Source organism: Chlamydia crocodili (assembly GCF_018343815.1).
GTDB classification, from domain to species: domain Bacteria; phylum Chlamydiota; class Chlamydiia; order Chlamydiales; family Chlamydiaceae; genus Chlamydia; species Chlamydia crocodili.
The window spans coordinates 169,407-187,452 of sequence record NZ_CP060791.1; the positions used below are offsets into that span (position 1 = coordinate 169,407).

The following is an 18,046-nucleotide window of genomic DNA, read 5'->3' on the forward strand; positions in this document are numbered from 1 at the left end:
TAGCTAACCAAATAGCTGATCTAGAAACGCTTACCCCCCCCCCCCCAACAACGATGTGTTAAGATAGGCGCCTCAATAGCTACTATCATAGCTTGCTTAGGAATTGCTGCCTGCATCACCGCGGCTATATTTTTCCCCACATTACCTTCTCTTATCATTATCGGCGGAACTCTTGCAGGGCTAGTCTCGATGATATTCTTATGTGGAATGATTCTACGAATGAGAAAAGAAAATCTAGACGCATTAAAAAGTATGGGCGAAGAAATTTCGAATCGCTTAGATAAAAAATACGAGAGTCTACGGAAAGATTACGGGGTATTCGTTTTAAAAACACAACAAGAACAGGCTACTCTTGAAGTGTCTGTAAATCAAAATAAAGATCGGTTAGATCAGTATCGAGACTCTCTTAATCGTCAGCAAAAAGAGATAGATAATCTAAACACAAAAAAATCAAAAAAAGCTTAACTAAAAGAGGTTTCTATTATGTTTTTATAGAAACCTTTTTTGAATTATATAAACAATATTTATTCCTTTGACCGCAAGAAAGTTACTTTGTTATTATAGATAGATTTTAATAATAACCTTCTAGTGTTATGTCCATTCTCACTCTTCCTGAGAAGACAGGTCTCTTTCAATTAGATTTCTTAGATCCACAGATAAGCAGACCTTCTATAGTCGCGCAAAATATGACTCTTGTTATAACAGCTTTACTTGCTTGCCTGGGTATAACTATGATCATTATCGGTGCAATAAGTTCTCCCACATTAAGTCCTATTATCGCCATAGGAAGCATACTGTCGACATTTTCTATGTTGGGGATAAGTCTTTTACTTGCTTATCTATGTAAAAAAACATCAGATCAAAATCTAAAACTCTCCATAGAAAATAAACAACTCCTTACCTATAGCAGAAGTTTGAGCGCCAATCTCGAAAAATCCATAGGACTGCATAAAAATACATTCCCACAAGAATAAATACGCCTTAACATAACTCTAAAGCCATTTTCTTACTATTGACTTAATAGAAAATTCTAAATTACTCTGATTTTAATCTTTCAAAATTACATACAATTTTTTCTATGAGTCAAGTCAGTAATCTTAGATTATCAGGGCCTTCGGCTGAAGATGCTCCTATGTTATCCCATCTAAAATCTAAACTAATGATTACCCTGGTGGCCCTATCAATTTGCGTAGGCCTTGCAGGATGTGTTGCGGGAGCTATTCTGCTACCCACATTGCCTATTTTGATGATTTCCGGAAGTGTTATCATTTCGCTAATTTCTATTATCTGTTTATGCTCTCTGCTTATAATCTCGAGTAAAACAAATAAAGAAATACAGCAAATTAACTACATTCTATTACAGCAAAATAAAGAGCTTTTCCATGCTCAAGCAGAGTCCCAGAACAATTACAATAATTTGCAACAGATTGTTACAGATCAAGGGGATCTGCTGAATACTCTCTCTATTGAAAGTTCTAAGAAAACTAAAGATCTACCTAACTAAAAAGGTTTCTACGTTTATGTAGAAACCTTTTTCTATAAAGAATCTTGATTAAAAAACTAAAAATATCGTTTTTTGAAGAACTGAAGAGCCTTTCTTCCTTGAACAACCAGAAGTATCTTCAACGTCTCTCCTATAACAAATGGTGCTGCACCTAATTGTAAACCTCGCACAAGATCTACAGTATCTGTTATTGACGTCATATAAAAGTAATAAGTGAGCCATAATGACCCTAATAATAGTGTGATAGATGCTGCTCCTGCAAGAATAGCCCCTAAGACATAGCTATTGGGATTCTTAAATCGACGATAAAGTAATGATATAAATACCGCGACTAGAGGAAATGCATAAAGATATCCCGCTGTTGGCCCCAAAAATGTAGCTATGCCATACCCTGAACTATAAAACACAGGGAGGAATAAGCCTTCTAACAGATAGGCTATGACACTACTAACAGCAATCATCGGAGAGCACGCCACACCAATACAGTAGATTCCTAAAGTTTGGAAGGTAACAGGAATGGGGGTAAATGGAAGGGGTAAGGTAATTTTGGCTAATAGAGCAAGGAAAAGCGACCCTTCTAAGATCTGAACTACTGGACTACTCAATATCCCCAACAGCCAAGATTTTTTCGTCAGACTATAACTCATATCCCTCTCCTATAGGCTATCTGATCTTTCCGTGCTATTCTGTAACTTTATACCCGCTCTTGTCAATTTCTGAATTTAAAAAGACATCTTTACTAAGATATGAAAAGAAGACTTAACTAAAATACATATAAATTAATTATTTTAATAATAAATCATAAGTAGTTAATTGTGAAATTATTATGCTTTGAATTAAAATGTGTGCGAAGACTTTTTATTTTAGAACATATTTTTCATGTTTCATCTCTTATCTTCTATCGTATTTACAACCCCTCTTAATCCTCTTTCCCGTTTGGGGGGGGGGTTAGCTCTCGCCTTCCTTCTTCTGACCGACTCTCTTCATGTTTCTCAATGAAAGTCGAAAAGAAAAAAGGGTAATTTTACATGTCGTCATCATCAAGTAGCTCGTCTGCGGGATCCCCAGCGCCTGCACCACAGTGTTCATTTCAGAATTGGACGCCTCAGGTTCCGAATCCTACACCAGCAGAAGTTGTGAGTTTATCACAACGTATTGAAGGTTTTGTAGAAAACTACATTCCTTTAACGGGTGACGGCTGTTTAAGGCGTCTTCCAGGCTGCCCTTCATGTCCTCAAGGGGCTTGCGTCCACTCAGGTAGTGGAGAACCAATGATGGATTTTTGCCATTGTTGGACATGCCGTTTCGGTAAGCCTACTGGAAATAGTATGCGTGGTTTTTATATCGATGTGAAGGAATATGCTAGAGTTCACGGCAATGCGTGTACCGCTCACTCTTTATTAAAATCGGGTATCAATGTTGCAGCAGTGTCAAAACAGCACGGCGAACTATCGGAAGAAGAAAAAGGAAAGATGCAGCGATACTGCTCTACTGCAATTACTGAGACTAGCAGAACCAGCTACTCGATTACTGCAAGAACAAAATCTATCATGAGGATATCGGAACGCATTCGAGAAGAAGGTATCCTAGAAGGTCTCAGTGGGCAGATTTTAGATCTTTGGCATGCAGCCCCAGAAGATATAAATCCAGAAGATGCTCAAAAAATTTGGGTAAAGACCAGCGATGGTGCTAAATCTCCGTTTTGCTATACAAAATTTTTAAACTACATTAGAACAATTCGTTGTTATAAAACCAATAGCAACCGTTGTTTATACAACTCTTTAATTAGAGAGAGTCCAGGAAGTAGCATTACCTCATGTGTAATGTACACTCTTGCAGCGATAATCAAACATGAGAATTTCAGAGATCTTTTACTTGAAGAAGAATCTGATGGTGCAGGTGGAACTATCTACACCTGTTCTTATATGTTAATTAAGACCATCTTTTTACTTGCCTTAGTCGCTAAACATCAACATCCTCATGCCGGTTATATATATGATCGTCAACGATTTGAAGACGAAGACGAAGATACAGTCCGTCTTGCCTCGAATACTTTCCGCGAAAGAGTCTTAGGAAAACTCATATTCGACAGACATGGCACGCAAATTCCACAAGCGATCCTTAGAGATTTTCCTACAATGTCGATGAATATGGGTCTAAGACCTTGGAGCAGGGTGACTTCAACTCAACCGGATCCATCCATTATTTTTGAATCAGAAGGATCCTCAGGAGAAGAGGAAATGCCAGAAACACCTCCACCTCCAAGAAGAAGACGAAGAACACGACAAAGAACACAGCGCCCCTCATCGTTACCCATCTCTTCGGCAGGGTATGTAGTATCTTCCGACAGTGACTCTTCTTCTCCTGTAAGACTTCCTGAGAGCAGTGCCTCTTCAATAGCCAGTACACATAGAGTAAGCGTTTCTTCAATTTCAACACTCGTTACTGTGTCAGACGATTCTAACGATTACATATCAGATATTGAGCAGCTTGCTGCAACCTATCCGATCTCAATTCTCACATCCCCGGCTCCAAAAACACCAGAACCCGGCTCTCCCCAATTTAGAATCAGCTCTTCCCCATTAGCATCGCCGATGTTCCATATGGAAGGTGGAGATGATCTACCCTCACCACCGCCACCACCGAGAACCCCTACAATAAGCCCAAGACTAGAAACATCCTCTGAAAGGGAACTCTCCTGTTCAGAAAGATCGTTTGTATTAATAAGTAATTCGGAAGAAACCGGATCAGATGAAGAAGAATCAAGTATTGCAAGCCCTATCACTATTTCTTCGGATTCACCTAGATCAAATATTATCTCCTCCGTATCACCTTATCTAAGTTCTTATATTGAATATGAAAGTAATAGCAATGATTCTATGCCGATACCGTCAGTACCTCCTATCGGCTTTAGGAGACCTAGTTTCGATTACTTCAGTGAAGCTTCGACATCGGAAGCTACACCGGGGAGACCCACAACCCCTCAATTTAGTCCTTGGGGATCGAGTTCCTCTCCGAAACAGTCTTATACTGATTACTTCAGCGAAGATTCTAGTTCAGGAAGATCCACGCCACCACCACCTAGGACACCTTCAATAAGTCCACGAAGATCGAGTTCCTCAGGAGGATATCCTTACGATCATATTAGTGAAGATTCCAACTCTTCAGGATCAACTACCATTACATTAGCTAGCCCAGGAAGTCCTCTAAGCTCAACTAATTCACAAAGTCCTAGAATATTACTGACATCTTCAAAAACAAGCTCTGTCATCCTAGGATCTCCAAGTTTACACGATAGTTCCGAATCCACTTCTACAACACCAACAAGCAGCCCAAGAAGATCTCCTGTTTTTTCCTATCTCAGTGCTCATACAAGCTCTTCAGGATCGAGCACTATCACATTAGCTAGCCCAGGAAGTCCACCGTGCTCTCCTTTAGGAGCAATATCTTCAATTACAGGCTCATCCACACCCGGATCATCCAGTGATGAGAAAGAACCAGGAGAACCAAAACCACGTCCTTCAGTAGTTCAAACTATAGGAACTCCTCGTACAGGAGCAGATGAAGGTTCATCAAGGAAACGTTCTGCAGATAGTGAAAGTAGCCAAGAAGGAACATCTACTCAGCCAACTGATGAACCGACAACAAGCTCCACGACAACCTCAGGAGATAGTAATTTACCTCCTAGAAAACGCTGGAGAAATTGGCAGCCAACCTAATCATAGATACTAAGAATAACTTTACAGGATTTCCCGTTATCTCCTTCTATGGGGAACACGGAAAATCCTGGTAAAGATCACTAAATTTGCTATAAAAAAGAAAAAGCAAAATACAACATTCACCACCTGGCTAACAGCATAGACATCCCCGCCCTCTAGAGCTTCTGAAAATGGCGGAAAAGGATGTGTGATTACATCTTCTTCCGTACCATTTATCATACGACAGCTAGAATGTAATGATATTCCCACCATGGATATCACCATAGACACGTAGGGGAATATCAACCCGTGGACAGCTACTAAAGCGGCTTCTGATACCATACGTGCATCTTGTACCATATCTCTTCCTGCAGGAACAACTGTCTCTTGTTGATTTTGCTCTTCTGAGATCTCTTCCGATGTTCTCAAAGATAATAAACGAAAGCTATACTCCTGCAATGCTCCACGAATACGTGTTAAAGGAAAAGTTATCAATTCTTGAATATTTAAAAAGATACCAAGATTTAACAGCATGGCATACAACGCAGTATCACACCCATTCATACGGTAACCTATAAGCAAGCGTAGAGCATTTACTATATCTGCAGTGTTTACCAATATTTCCATAGGTGCACAGGCAAGAGCAAAGAGTCTTAGCCAACGAAAGCGCCGTCTACGACGTTGAGAATTTGTAAAAACAATAAGACTATAGCGTGCAAGAGCTAGTCCCATAATCCCCGCAGATATACCTATAGAAACCATTGTTTGACCATCAGAAGTCCAGAAAAATAGTGTGACAATATCCATCACCCTAACTATCATGCTCAACCCAACAGTACATCTTTCTATAAATCCGGGATCTACGTAATTTTCTGCAGTGTCTGTAAATGTTAATGGTGAGTTTGCTAAGGAAATCACCCTATCAAAAAACGTCGAATTTCCCGGCGAAAAGCTAATCAGCTCTACCTGATTATTCGCTAGTATTCCTTCCCAAGCATTCACATTAATCAAAGAAGTTGCAGGTCCAACCGTTTGATGTAAAACAGTTACATGAGCTGCGTCTAACATATGTGAGCGTATTGCCTCTAAGAAAGCAGGATCACAAAATGAAGGGAAAAACACTCCAAAAGAATTGTGAGAGTAAGAAAGAATCCTGGGTTGAGAAAGAAGAAAACCCTCACGATCTAAAAGTGATGAAATGTCTCCTGATAATCGGTAGGTTGTTACACGGCCTGTTCTAGGATAAAACGTAGGGCTGATTCCTATAATCTCTATCCTATCTATATAAGGAGTTACAGATAGAGCCGCGTTAATGACATGCCCACCATCACCATAGAAATATTGTAGAAAGCATCCTTCAGGATGCTGAGAAAAATACTCTTCCCAAATCGCAAGTAAAACCTGACACACTACAGAATCTTGAGAAAGAAAACCTAAAAAAGGAAGGTACCTTTGAGTCAACTCTCTCCCTGAATGATAAACTCCTGAAACAGGACCTCCTCCTAAGGCCTCACTTAAATGCATAGCTTCTACCATAGCCTCACGATATGTTGAAGAGCTGCCATTCACGTATCCCACTCCTACACGATGGTATTGTCTAGGAAGAGAATTTCCAGGAGGTAGATGTTGGACAAGAAAACGTATTGCAGGAGTCGCAAGTATTGGGGATCTATTTTGAGATACAGAAACTATAGCTTCTGGAACAGAAATAACAGCTATTTGATTATTTGAACTAGCTTGTTCAGTGCCAACTTCTAATACTAATTCTGTATTTTCGTCATTACGAACTTCCGCATTTCCCTGAGCATTATTGCTAGAGGAAAAAGGATTTAGACGTGTGGGTGCCGTCATTGGAGTCTACACTCCAAAAGCAAGAAATTCCAAGAATAATACAGCAACCCAGAACAAGAACCCTTAAAAATGGCCTCGAGAGGGAAAAACATAAATAAAAGACTTACTTACAATGAAAGAACAAAGACTCTTATAAAGTTATTCTAAGATGCAAATAATAAAAATCAATCGATTTCAAAAGTAAAAAATCGTGTTTACATGATTGATTATCAAAGACTAACACCAATCTTTTAAAACTAATTTCCCTAGTTGAAAACCTACAATTTTAACTACACAAGACATGATTGGGGCATTCACAAATATTTCCCCAGAACTCTCTTTGTTGATAGTTCGTATCTAAAGAACCATAAACTAGATAGTTCGAAGAAAAATGATTATAGACAACAACACCTCGAAGAAGGGAAAGGATGCTTATAATATAAATACTGAAACCTATGACACCAGTTGTTATTGAACCAAGCACCATGCCCACGATACTACAAATTACACCGAACACAACAAAAACAATAGAGAATACTACACCGGTACGCTCCACCAAAGGAAACTCTTTCCATAAATTGATCTGCTGTTGATTTTGCACACACGCGCGTGTTGTAAGTGCTATTGTCATAACCATTATCTTCTCTAGCTTTGAGGGAGCAAAGCATAAACTGAAATTAAAAAAAATACTATGCAGTTTATCGTTTTTTTACCGTTGTCGATTTCTACGTACTAAATCCACCATAATTATAATATTTACTGCTAATACGATCATACATATAAACAAACTTACTGTCTGTGATACAGCCAAAACATCACCAGTTTTCCAAGCTGCCGAAGCATTATGCAACTGATTAGAATATACACCTGTATCTGTAGTAGAATTTCTCCCTAGCGTACTTGGGATGTTAATAACTATACTGTTTAATACCCCGATAGTAAAAGCTAAGAATATTCCGTGAGCCGTTCCTAGCATCATCTGAACAGAGCCTATCCTACTTCCTTCAGCAGAACGAACAACCACCCTAGATTCTTCGGATGATCCTGTCAATCTTTGTAAAATTACACTTTGGACACGTCCGCGTAATCCTCTCCAATAATTTCTAAATATCTCCATAAAAAGGACACTTCCACTCAATGTGGACGCCACAACAAATACTCCTCGCAAAATTGCACGTTCATTACCATATCTTCTTACACAGTTGATATTATCAAGTAGGGTCACTAAGAAAATCAAAGGTGCTATACCATGAGCCGTCAATCGTGCCCTCCTAAAGATATCCCGAGCAGAACGGCGATTTGTAAACAATAAAAGAAAGTAGCGAAGTAAATTCATACTGTAGCCGCAAACAATCACATAAGAAACTTCGACATCTGGAGATTGAGTAACAGAGAGAATAATACATTCTTGCAGTAGACCGCTAATTCTAAATATACTGAATATACTCGATAAAACAACATCGGTTGCCGCTGTTGGGGAGAAGTTAAATTCCGCCTCTGCAGAAGTATCTCCTAATCCTAATAATTCAGATAATCTCTCAAATGCTCCACCTCCACGACCAATCTCAACCAAAGAAATCTGATTTGAAGTTCTTTCCATCTCTATTTCGGGGGGGGGGGGGGTTCCCGTTAAACGCAAAGCCCAAAGATAGCTTGGGCAACGTACAGTTGGGAAAAATAAACCCTCCGTTCCCGATGAGTAAGGAACAGTCGTTACATTAGCTTGTGTAAATCCATCACGGTCGAAAAGAGTAGTGATATCCCCGGATACTCTAAAATGGTGTACGTTATCTCCTCTAACGTATACTGTTGGAGCAATACCAATCACACAAATTCTATCTGCATATGGAGTATAATCTAATACTTGCTGAACTGCAGCTCCACCATCTCCGTAAAATATAATTATATGTTTTCTATGCCGATTCTCTGGATGTGAGAAGAAATGATTTAAAGAATCTGATAAAGCCTGACATAAGGGACTAAATGGAGAAAAAACAGGTCTGCGAGACAATTGTGAACACCAGCTCCCTGAGCCCGAATTATACAATATGCGTACAGCTACGTTGCGCACTTCACTAATGTATAAAGATTCAAGCTGCGCCTCAGCTAGAGTTTGACCGCTACCATTAATGTAGGTAACATCAATATCGTGTGCCGCAGGTATTTCCATATCGTTATCGAAAATACTTACGGCTTCAAACACATCTGAGGATCCCGTGACAAACGGTCTAGGACCCCCTTGAATAAATAAATTTACTTGTTCAGTAGTCTGTTCAGGAAAGTGTTGCTCGGTATCATTAGAATTCATTTGTTGATCTTCTAAACTGATACTTTCTAGAGTCGGACTGCTGCCAAGATCGACAGGCAAAACCATAAAAACATCCAGCCTTATAGGCAGATATAGGTATTCATAAACTCTCATGCCAAGAAAAGGATAATCCTATTTCTCAACAAGCATCTGTACTATGGGTAGCACTTCATTCTGTAGAATCAAACTTAGAGATATTTCCACAATGACATCACAATACCTTATAAAAATATAATCACTATAAAGTAATTAGGATGAACGAACTTAAAGACAGGATTTTATCTGATAATTCGTATCTGTGAAAAAATTGACACAAGTTTTTGATTCATTATTTCTATTTTGTCTACTACTTTTTTAAAAAGCTCTCGGGCTATAAAATAAAAAAAAGTATCTGCGAAGAAAATCACAGATACTTTTATAAGCTTGCCAAAACTATGGTGTTTGTTATTATCCCTTATGCATCACCATATCTCTAGCATACCTCTCACGCTTCCACGCGAGTTCCTTATCTGTTTTCTCTTTCTGCCAAGCAAGAAGATCTTTTTTAAAATCCAATTCTTTTTCTCGCATTTCGAGATCTTTATAAGCATATTCCATATCTTTAGAATGGCGATAATAACGCCAAATATTGGCAATCTCATCGAGCTTTTGTAACAAAACATCAAAAGAAAGATTTTCATCATTCAATTCTTCAGAAGATGCATGAAGACATGAGAAAATATTTCTACATGCCTGAAGAATTCTCTGTCCAGAGGGAGACTCTTTCATGAGCTCTATAGCCTGTTCATTACTTTCTAATTCTATATTCTCGTTCTTACATACAAGAGCAAGATCACGGTATAATTCCTGACCTTCCTCTACTAAAACTTGAAATAAAGAATCTAGCTGAGCAGCTAGGTTTTCTCTATCTCCATCACTTATAGAATCAAAATAACAATCCATTCTAGAGCCTTGTTTCTCAACAGATTCTTGCATGATAACCTCGGTAGTCTCAGCAAAAATATGACTATAGCATACTAAAGGCAGGAATGCAGTGGTTAAACTATAAATAAAAAATCTCTTAATCATACTTACTCGTGTTCTTGCTTAATTTGAATCAACCTATCAAATTCACGAGACAGTATAGGAGATAAAAATCCAAAAAGCAAACAAATGTGCAAAAAAAAATCAACCCTAAAATTATTATAAACAAAAATATAGAAATTAAGATAAATATTAGTGAAGATTAATATATCTTATAGATAAAAAGGGCTCTCACTAATTTCACGACATGATTTTCAGTATCTGAAATATTTCTTCTGCTCTTTATCCTCTAAAGGATTGCGCATGCATAAAATATGTAAAACACAAGAAATCGATATATAAACTACTGTGATAAACATCAGCATAGCATGATAAATAAAGCTAGATAACCGTGTTAGCCCGATTCTTGATAAAAACTTATAAATCCTATCTAACTTGAGTATTTCTAAAATAAAATTCAGAAAACCCGATTTGCAAACTACTCGACTTTGCTCATTTTCTAACGCAGCTATAGGTTCAACAGCTCGAACAGGTAGTAGAGGAATTTTAGTATGTCGATGCATCTGTAATTAAGTAGAGGAAAAGCGATAGAAAGCAAGGAAAATGCAACACAAATCATTTAAAATCAACAGGAAAGAAGTCTTACTTTTTGCAATAAAACCCATTGAAAATGTGTACTTTCTTGCCTGAAATCTATGTGAGAACCTGCTGACATACTTGAGACCATTGTGACATTTTTTTCACAATGATTGGCAAAGATTTTGCATTTTGTAAGTCCTTAATAGATAGAGGTAAACGCAAAACACTGTAAGCAATATCTTGCTTATAGGCAAGTAATGCCTTTATTGCGATGGGATTTGTCGTATGACCAAGCCAAAGAGAAAGCTCTTGCCATAATGATGCATTGCTTTCTTGATAAGGATTATCTACATAGCTACGCGCCTCTCCCGGCCAGCCATTAGCTAAAACAGAAACGAGTCCTTGAGCTCCATATGAATGCATTTGCGGCCACAAACTATCATCGCCACAATATAAAATAAGATCGGGATGTATCTGCACATATTCGCGACATTTTTCAACAGATCCTCCAGAATCTTTTACTCCATAAAAGGAAGGATGGGTAGATAATGCACATACAGTTTCTAAATATAACGGTGTTCCTGCTCTAGAGGGAATGTTATATAAAATTGCAGGTTTATTCGTAGCATTTAAGAGATGTTCGAACCATAACGTCTGACCATAAATCCCAGGTTTTGTATAAATAGGACTGGTAATTAAAAAACCATCAACAGGATAAGTAGAGCATATTTTTATCCATTCTAAAGCATCATTTAGTGAAATACCAGACACTCCAATAACTATAGGAACCTGCAGCTTCAAAGAACAAGCAAAAGAAACTAGGGCTTCTTTCTCCTTTACTGTTAATGCTAGGCTTTCTCCAGTACTCCCAAGCAAGACAACACCATTTCCTTCTCTTTCTTGAGAACGTAAAATCTTCTCAAAACTTGGAAAATCAATCGCATAATTAGGAAGAAAAGGAGTGATGCACGCGGTGAGTAATTTCATAATGCTTGTTATACTACAGAAAACCTCTGCTTAACATAATCATTATGGAGTTGTTCTACAATGTTTCCTGCTAGATTCTCAGGAACTACTAAGCTCAATGCCATGCAACTTTGGCAACAGCAAAAGATGGGAGAAGGATAATTACGTAATTTATCTGTAACGGTAGTCACAACCTTTGTTGAAGCTAATCCAGAACCAATCATAGTAATCAAAGCCAAATCATAAAGCATATGTACAGTCCCTATATCAGATAACTTGCTATAGAGATCTTGGATAATTTCTTCAGAAATATCATCATCATCTGTCGTAAAAGATACCTTGGCATCCTGAGAAGTTATCAAACCAGGAAGAACATGGTAAGTATCTAATATAGGTAAAATCTTATCTAAACCAACAGCACCTAAAATACCACTATCTACAGACCATAATCGTTGGCGTTGACGTAAGGAAAGCGCTTTTACACGAGGTGCATAGCTTACAGTTTTATCCATAGCATAAATCCAGGTACCTCCTTTAGAAACATCAAAAGTAGAGGTTACGAAAATAGGGATCCCTGCACGCACACACGGAGAAAGCATAGGAGGATAGAGAATTTTAGCACCAAAGGTAGCCAGATTTTGCATTTCTTCAAAACTCAACTCTGGGATGAGTTGCGCATCTTCAATGATTCTCGGATCCATAGTATAAATACCATTCACATCAGTATAAATACGCACTTCTTCAGCATTACTCATTTCAGCAATTAATGCTCCGGAATAATCACTTCCCCCTCTACCCAATACTGTGGTCTTCCCAGAAATATCCGCTCCTATAAATCCCTGAGTGATATAGCAAATATCACTTTTGAGATTAAGAGCATGCCAATTTTTTCGCATACGCGAAATATCAGGAGCTGCACGATGGTATTCGCCATTTGTCAATATGACAGTTCTTGCTTCCAAAAACTCTATAGGAAAGTTATTATCATCACAGAAAGCTTGAAATAAAGAAGCCGATATATCCTCACCTAAAGCAAGAATTTCAGCTCGATCACTAGGGAAGATTTCTTTCTTATTTACATAACTGTTCAACTTTTCTATCCAAGGAGATATGGAAAATATGAGTTGCAGTTCATGAATAATTTCATCATGCCTATTCGCAATATCAAGAACAATTTGTTCACGATATTCACTAGAAACACAACAAAACATATCTAATAGGTCTGTAATTCCTGCTACAGCACTGACAACAACAAAACGCGGTGCATCTTTACAGACAATAGCATACACCTTACGTATACTTTCTGCAGTTCCTAAACTAGTCCCGCCAAATTTATATACTACTGGAGACATGCATATTCTCCAGAATTCTGAAAACAATAGTTGTGCATGTTTGTCAATAAAGCTCCCGCAGCACCTCGAACAAGATTGTGTATCAATACATTCATTTTTATTGTTCGAGAATCACTCCCATAGGTGATGGGTCCTATATGCACACGCATGTCATCATCTGCAAGATCTTTTCTTGCTTGTGGATGCCAAGGAGAATCATAAAGTTTATACGTACCTGGGAATGCTACATTCCTATGATGATAGCAACGAAGAATATCCTCTATATCGACAGGGTCAAGAAAAGTCACATGTAAAGTTAATGTGTGTCCATAAACTACAGGAACACGATGTACAGTAACTGCTATGGAGAACTGAGCGGGTTCATCACACTTGCCTAAAATCTTTAGTGTTTCCTTAAGGATTTTTTCTTCTTCCCCTACTATATGAGGAATCGTATTTCCTAAAATATCCATGGAAGCAACTCCGGGATGACCAGCACCACTTGCTGATTGCAAAGTGACAATATTCGCACGATCAATCCCAAATTCCCTCAAAGGAGCTAAAGCTAAAGCAATACCAGAGACACAGCAATTAGAATTAGTAATGATTCTTCCAGGAAAAGGTTGCCTAGCAATAAGACTAAGATGATCCTGATTTACTTCGGGAATAATAATAGGAACTGTAGGATGCATTCTAAAAGCAGATGAATTAGAGAAAATTAATTTTCCCTGAGATAGACAGTATGTCTCTAATGATTCCGCTATCCTTTCTGGCAAGAAGGATACAATAATATCCGATTCAACCTCTTCAATTCTACGAATAGGCACTTGAGCCATACTTTCCGGCATAGGACCCAGAGACTCTTGCCAAACACACGCAGAACCATAAGTCTGACTATATTTTGTCTCGGAGGCAACAACTTCACAAATATGCCAAGGAAACCATTTATGCAAGAGAGCTACGAATTTTTGACCGACAAGCCCAGTAGCTCCCAAAACAGCCACACGCATGTGTTGCCTCCTGAAATCATACTATATCATCACTGATAGTGAATAAGAAAGCAGATCAACAAAACAGCCACTTAATCTAGAGTGTCGACAAGACAAAACACGCACTCCTCTTATTCAAAAATCAAGGAATCTTAGAGGCCGCATTGTAATAACGGTTTTGTTTTTTAAGCAAGAACTGTTCATTCATACAGAAACCTTTAGCCCTACTTCAGGTCCGTAATATCCGGGAGATGGAGATTCGTTTAACAACCAATCTAAAATTCTCAAAACTCCCTCAACAAAGACTTCACGAGAAAAGACAGTATGCCGTAAAGTGATTTGCTCTTTATCACTGATAAAGGCTATTTCATGCTCTCCTGAAATGTTGCCCACCCGTGATGCATGTAATTCAATATTTTTCACATTGTCAGAGTTAGACCCAACGCTATATTCCTGTTGCCATTCTTTTTGTTTAGTATCACAAAGAATGGAGACCAATTCGTTAGCGGTTCCTGAGATCAGATCTTTTTTCTCTCTATGATGCACCTCAGTAATACGGATATCGTAAGTATCATCGAAAACACTAGCAAGTAAAATAGCTAAACGTTTCTGTACGTAGGCCCCTAAGCTCGTATTTGGACAAACAATAACAGGAACATAAGCAGCTAAATCTTCTAATTTTTTATCTATAGACAAAGACGCTACGGGTTTAGTCGTAGCAAAAATTAAAGGTTTGGGATTACAAAGCAAAGCCATAAGAAGTTCTTCAGAAAAAGATGAAGAAGAAAAATCTACAAGAACATCGTTATTTTCTATAACAGAGGATAAAGAATGCGCACTCGTTCTGGAAAATCCCGGGCCTAAAGTAAAGCGTGTGATTGATTTCAATGAAGTGCCGAGTAACGTTCCCATTCTTCCTGAACATCCGATAATACCAACACGCATAAATCTATCTCACAATATAAGAAAACATTATCATTTATAGCCCTAAGAGAACTTAGCTTTCTCTCGACAAAAATCCTAAAGGACCCTAAAATTTAAATCTCTTTGATTCTTTTCAATATGAATCGTTCTTTAATCTGTAATAATCAACAGATAAAAAGCTTTGTCAATTAAAGTAGCTCTTAAATTATAAAATTCTGATCATTCATGGCTCATCATATCGCCACAATACTTTCTAACTCTGAAAATTATTCGGATACCCTCTTAAATTCTCGGCTTCCTTTATGGGAAGCTTACTGTCCTCAAGTTTTTTTTGAATATTTAGAGGTTCTACGCTTAGTTAAAGGATCACCTATAGACTTCAACCATATAAATGATATCATAGTATCAAAATCAGGATTTTCATTATCACCAACAGAAGATTATCTCCCACCGCATAATTATTTACTTGATTTAAGTGAGAAGCGTTTTCCTATAGCCACACAAATGCGCGCCTTGGACGACGACGGTTTTTCTATTCTTCCTGATCTGATTCACGATTTATTTTGCCACGTTCCTTGGCTGCTACATCCCGAATTTATGGAATTTTTCTTTACTATGGGACAGCTGTTCATAAAAGCTATACATAGGGCGAAGGAGATCTACCCTATAGAAGATCAACCTCGCATCCTCAATAGTAACGCTCTTGCGATCTCAAGATGTTTTTGGTTTACGGTAGAAAACGGTCTTATTGAAGAACAGGGGGCAAGGAAGGCTTACGGAGCTGCTATATTAAGCTCGACTGAACAATTATCTTATACTTTTAATAACAATGTGTTTGTTTCTCCATTTAAAACGGAACACATTATACAGCGTCCTTACAACCCAAGTTCGCTGCAAACAACACTTTTTTTCATTCATGAGTTTAGCGAATTAAATGATATCTCAGAAAAAATGCAGCTCTTTCTAGAACAAGGACAACTTGATTTCATTGTCTTTGGTCCCCATGACATATATTATCAAGATATCATCCGCTTTTTAAAAGACCATGTCCTCTTATAAAAATAAGATATTTTTTAATCTATCCCTTACCTTCTCGTTAATTCTGATCTTATCAAATCTGGTAGCAACTTCTAGGCTCATCGTAACCCCCTACTTTACGATTCCCGGGGGATTGCTTTTCTATCCTCTAACTTTTGTGATTTCTAACATCGTTAATGAGATCTTTGGTCCTGAAAAAACCCGATACATGGTATTTTCAGCATTTACTGGTAATATTCTCTGCTTAATATTTCTCCAAATTGTCTCTCTTCTTCCAGCTTCGTCCTTAGAAATCGCAAATGCCTGGCATATTCTATTTGACATCAGTCCAATAGCTTTTATTGCTTCATTTACTGCTTTTTCTATTTCACAACAGCTCGACATTACTTCCTTTCATTTTTTCAAACGAAATTGTCCTAAATTATCTCCCTGGATTCGCAACAACGCATCCTCTATGCTTTCACAAATGGTGGATACCCTTATCGTTGATCTTGGTGTTGTCTATATAGGAATGCATCTATCCTTTACAAAAACTTTACAAATTATGACTTGTTCTTATCTCTATAAAGTTTTCTTTAGCCTAGCTACCACCCCAATTTTTTATATGGGGGTAAGAAGAATATCTCGCATTTATAAAGATAGTATAAAAACCAAACACGAGACGTTAGTATAAAACAATTAATTACAACTAAAATTAAATGATTTCTTTTTCTAAAAGGGTTATAATATTCGTCAAAAAATACAAAAAAAACAATTTTATGGCTAATTTCCTTCTTTCCCCGCCAAATACTCAATCGGGATCGATCTATACTCTATACAACCCTACCCCACTCCTTTCCAAAGATCAAAAATCTGAATCTATACGGAGAAAAACACCTATTACTGGTCCGGGATCATTTGATAATGCTTCATTTTTAAGCAAATTAGCCAGAGTCATCCTCGCAGCTATACTTATTATAATTACCCTAGGATTAATTCTGTGCTTCATGTCCACACAAAATCTCCTAGATCTCAACACCCATGAAATCTGTATAGATTATTTAGATTACGATTATCCTCCGTATTTCCCTTATGGATACAATCCGATATACCGAACCATACCTTATAGTCCAGAACCGATAATTACATTTGCAACTTGGGATAACTCACAAATTTTAAATCAATTCCTACGGTTATCCGAACATTGCACCAGTCTGTTTGTTCCAACGAAAACAGTAATTCCCACCTGTTTTTCTATAGAACGTCGTATTCTTGAAGACATGCATATGTATGATCTAAATACCCAGGAGCCCCTAGATCAACCCGATCCTACCCAATGTCGCCACAACGAAATAAGTAGCTATCCTCATCTACAAGGAAGAAATTGTAATAATTTCCGCATATTTGCCTACCCTATGTGGCACCATCCCATGGCAAACAATGAAGATGAAATGATGACAAGAATGTGGGCAACAATACAAGCAGGGTACGCAGGCATATCTCACTGGACATTAGTCGTTGTGAATCTAGATAGGAGAGAAGTTCTTTTCTTCGACAGTCTTGCTCATTTTGTAGCAGGGGATAAAATTGATCCTGCTTTAAATTCTATTGCAACTAGATTAGGGAATTGTCATCCCGATGCTAACGGAGCACATTCTCCATTTAATGTGAAAAAAGCTATCAATACCCCTATACAACAAGATGGTTCATCTTGTGGAATTTGGATATCCATCTTCCTTGAAAAATATTTAGAAAATCCTGATTATACGTTCCCTCCTATGGGATATACTCAAACGCAAAACTTTGTACAAAATTATCTGGATACTCTTCGTCAAGAACCCGATAACTCTGATACATAGTAACACCTATAAATCGAA

General features: G+C 37.8%; 17 protein-coding genes. 7 read left to right on the top strand and 10 right to left on the bottom strand.

From position 1 onward, the window contains the following. Nucleotides 1-20 precede the first annotated feature (20 nt). Nucleotides 21-158 carry a hypothetical protein gene (locus H9Q19_RS00755; RefSeq protein ID WP_213241272.1) on the bottom strand — a complete coding sequence of 46 codons (138 nt, stop codon included), beginning with the start codon at nt 156-158 and terminating at the stop codon, nt 21-23. 61 nt (nt 159-219) lie between these two features. On the opposite strand from H9Q19_RS00755, the gene H9Q19_RS00760 reads away from it, so the two are divergent. From H9Q19_RS00760 to H9Q19_RS00770, 3 genes are all read left to right on the top strand, one after another. Beyond that, nucleotides 220-465, top strand: coding sequence for a hypothetical protein (locus H9Q19_RS00760; protein WP_213241274.1), 246 nt, complete (start codon nt 220-222; stop codon nt 463-465). Nucleotides 466-593: 128 nt separating this feature from the next. Next, a complete protein-coding gene (locus tag H9Q19_RS00765; protein WP_213241276.1) occupies nt 594-974 on the top strand; it encodes a hypothetical protein in 381 nt (126 codons plus the stop codon). A gap of 104 nt (nt 975-1,078) precedes the next feature. Further along, nucleotides 1,079-1,504, top strand: coding sequence for a hypothetical protein (locus H9Q19_RS00770; RefSeq protein WP_213241278.1), 426 nt, complete (start codon nt 1,079-1,081; stop codon nt 1,502-1,504). A 56-nt stretch (nt 1,505-1,560) separates the two neighbouring features. Here H9Q19_RS00770 and H9Q19_RS00775 read toward each other — a convergent pair whose 3' ends face one another. After that, nucleotides 1,561-2,151, bottom strand: a complete 591-nt coding sequence (locus tag H9Q19_RS00775; RefSeq protein WP_213241280.1) for a biotin transporter BioY — start codon at nt 2,149-2,151, stop codon at nt 1,561-1,563. Between the two features lie 381 nt (nt 2,152-2,532). On the opposite strand from H9Q19_RS00775, the gene H9Q19_RS00780 reads away from it, so the two are divergent. Beyond that, entirely contained in the window at nt 2,533-5,223 is a 2,691-nt protein-coding gene (locus tag H9Q19_RS00780) for a hypothetical protein (RefSeq protein ID WP_213241282.1), read from the top strand. Between the two features lie 36 nt (nt 5,224-5,259). On the opposite strand, the gene H9Q19_RS00785 is transcribed toward H9Q19_RS00780, so the two are convergent. From H9Q19_RS00785 to H9Q19_RS00820, 8 genes are all read right to left on the bottom strand, one after another. Then, nucleotides 5,260-7,053, bottom strand: coding sequence for a DUF687 family protein (locus H9Q19_RS00785; RefSeq protein ID WP_213241284.1), 1,794 nt, complete (start codon nt 7,051-7,053; stop codon nt 5,260-5,262). Between the two features lie 265 nt (nt 7,054-7,318). Beyond that, on the bottom strand, nt 7,319-7,669 hold the full coding sequence (locus tag H9Q19_RS00790) for a hypothetical protein (protein WP_407644855.1): 351 nt from the start codon (nt 7,667-7,669) through the stop codon (nt 7,319-7,321). A gap of 72 nt (nt 7,670-7,741) precedes the next feature. Then, nucleotides 7,742-9,406 (bottom strand): DUF687 domain-containing protein, encoded by a 1,665-nt coding sequence (locus H9Q19_RS00795; protein WP_213241288.1) that lies wholly within the window; start codon nt 9,404-9,406, stop codon nt 7,742-7,744. Between the two features lie 381 nt (nt 9,407-9,787). Beyond that, nucleotides 9,788-10,408 carry a hypothetical protein gene (locus tag H9Q19_RS00800; protein ID WP_213241290.1) on the bottom strand — a complete coding sequence of 207 codons (621 nt, stop codon included), beginning with the start codon at nt 10,406-10,408 and terminating at the stop codon, nt 9,788-9,790. A 648-nt stretch (nt 10,409-11,056) separates the two neighbouring features. After that, nucleotides 11,057-11,929 (bottom strand): 4-hydroxy-tetrahydrodipicolinate synthase, encoded by an 873-nt coding sequence (dapA, locus tag H9Q19_RS00805; protein ID WP_213241292.1) that lies wholly within the window; start codon nt 11,927-11,929, stop codon nt 11,057-11,059. Nucleotides 11,930-11,937: 8 nt separating this feature from the next. After that, nucleotides 11,938-13,260, bottom strand: a complete 1,323-nt coding sequence (locus tag H9Q19_RS00810; protein ID WP_213241295.1) for an aspartate kinase — start codon at nt 13,258-13,260, stop codon at nt 11,938-11,940. After that, nucleotides 13,248-14,249 carry an aspartate-semialdehyde dehydrogenase gene (gene asd / locus H9Q19_RS00815; RefSeq protein WP_213241298.1) on the bottom strand — a complete coding sequence of 334 codons (1,002 nt, stop codon included), beginning with the start codon at nt 14,247-14,249 and terminating at the stop codon, nt 13,248-13,250. The genes H9Q19_RS00810 and asd overlap by 13 nt, the downstream gene beginning before the upstream one ends. Nucleotides 14,250-14,432: 183 nt before the next feature. Beyond that, nucleotides 14,433-15,173 carry a 4-hydroxy-tetrahydrodipicolinate reductase gene (locus H9Q19_RS00820; protein ID WP_213241300.1) on the bottom strand — a complete coding sequence of 247 codons (741 nt, stop codon included), beginning with the start codon at nt 15,171-15,173 and terminating at the stop codon, nt 14,433-14,435. Nucleotides 15,174-15,377: 204 nt separating this feature from the next. Here H9Q19_RS00820 and H9Q19_RS00825 point away from each other — a divergent pair, with 204 nt between their 5' ends. The 3 genes from H9Q19_RS00825 (at nt 15,378) to H9Q19_RS00835 (ending at nt 18,028) form a co-directional block, all read left to right on the top strand. Further along, a complete protein-coding gene (locus H9Q19_RS00825) occupies nt 15,378-16,211 on the top strand; it encodes a phenylalanine 4-monooxygenase (RefSeq protein WP_213241302.1) in 834 nt (277 codons plus the stop codon). Continuing rightward, nucleotides 16,198-16,863, top strand: a complete 666-nt coding sequence (locus H9Q19_RS00830; protein WP_213241304.1) for a queuosine precursor transporter — start codon at nt 16,198-16,200, stop codon at nt 16,861-16,863. Before H9Q19_RS00825 ends, H9Q19_RS00830 begins: the two co-directional genes overlap by 14 nt. Before the next feature lie 85 nt (nt 16,864-16,948). Beyond that, nucleotides 16,949-18,028, top strand: a complete 1,080-nt coding sequence (locus H9Q19_RS00835; RefSeq protein ID WP_213241306.1) for a Ulp1 family isopeptidase — start codon at nt 16,949-16,951, stop codon at nt 18,026-18,028. Nucleotides 18,029-18,046: the final 18 nt, after the last annotated feature.

What these genes read in the sequence shown, in the direction of transcription:
- H9Q19_RS00755 (WP_213241272.1), bottom strand. Translation starts at nt 158, where the DNA reads ATGATAAGAGAAGGTAATGTGGGGAAAAATATAGCCGCGGTGATGCAG.
- H9Q19_RS00760 (WP_213241274.1), top strand. Translation starts at nt 220, where the DNA reads ATGAGAAAAGAAAATCTAGACGCATTAAAAAGTATGGGCGAAGAAATT.
- H9Q19_RS00765 (WP_213241276.1), top strand. Translation starts at nt 594, where the DNA reads ATGTCCATTCTCACTCTTCCTGAGAAGACAGGTCTCTTTCAATTAGAT.
- H9Q19_RS00770 (WP_213241278.1), top strand. Translation starts at nt 1,079, where the DNA reads ATGAGTCAAGTCAGTAATCTTAGATTATCAGGGCCTTCGGCTGAAGAT.
- H9Q19_RS00775 (WP_213241280.1), bottom strand. Translation starts at nt 2,151, where the DNA reads ATGAGTTATAGTCTGACGAAAAAATCTTGGCTGTTGGGGATATTGAGT.
- H9Q19_RS00780 (WP_213241282.1), top strand. Translation starts at nt 2,533, where the DNA reads ATGTCGTCATCATCAAGTAGCTCGTCTGCGGGATCCCCAGCGCCTGCA.
- H9Q19_RS00785 (WP_213241284.1), bottom strand. Translation starts at nt 7,053, where the DNA reads ATGACGGCACCCACACGTCTAAATCCTTTTTCCTCTAGCAATAATGCT.
- H9Q19_RS00790 (WP_407644855.1), bottom strand. Translation starts at nt 7,669, where the DNA reads ATGGTTATGACAATAGCACTTACAACACGCGCGTGTGTGCAAAATCAA.
- H9Q19_RS00795 (WP_213241288.1), bottom strand. Translation starts at nt 9,406, where the DNA reads ATGGTTTTGCCTGTCGATCTTGGCAGCAGTCCGACTCTAGAAAGTATC.
- H9Q19_RS00800 (WP_213241290.1), bottom strand. Translation starts at nt 10,408, where the DNA reads ATGATTAAGAGATTTTTTATTTATAGTTTAACCACTGCATTCCTGCCT.
- dapA (WP_213241292.1), bottom strand. Translation starts at nt 11,929, where the DNA reads ATGAAATTACTCACCGCGTGCATCACTCCTTTTCTTCCTAATTATGCG.
- H9Q19_RS00810 (WP_213241295.1), bottom strand. Translation starts at nt 13,260, where the DNA reads ATGTCTCCAGTAGTATATAAATTTGGCGGGACTAGTTTAGGAACTGCA.
- asd (WP_213241298.1), bottom strand. Translation starts at nt 14,249, where the DNA reads ATGCGTGTGGCTGTTTTGGGAGCTACTGGGCTTGTCGGTCAAAAATTC.
- H9Q19_RS00820 (WP_213241300.1), bottom strand. Translation starts at nt 15,173, where the DNA reads ATGCGTGTTGGTATTATCGGATGTTCAGGAAGAATGGGAACGTTACTC.
- H9Q19_RS00825 (WP_213241302.1), top strand. Translation starts at nt 15,378, where the DNA reads ATGGCTCATCATATCGCCACAATACTTTCTAACTCTGAAAATTATTCG.
- H9Q19_RS00830 (WP_213241304.1), top strand. Translation starts at nt 16,198, where the DNA reads ATGTCCTCTTATAAAAATAAGATATTTTTTAATCTATCCCTTACCTTC.
- H9Q19_RS00835 (WP_213241306.1), top strand. Translation starts at nt 16,949, where the DNA reads ATGGCTAATTTCCTTCTTTCCCCGCCAAATACTCAATCGGGATCGATC.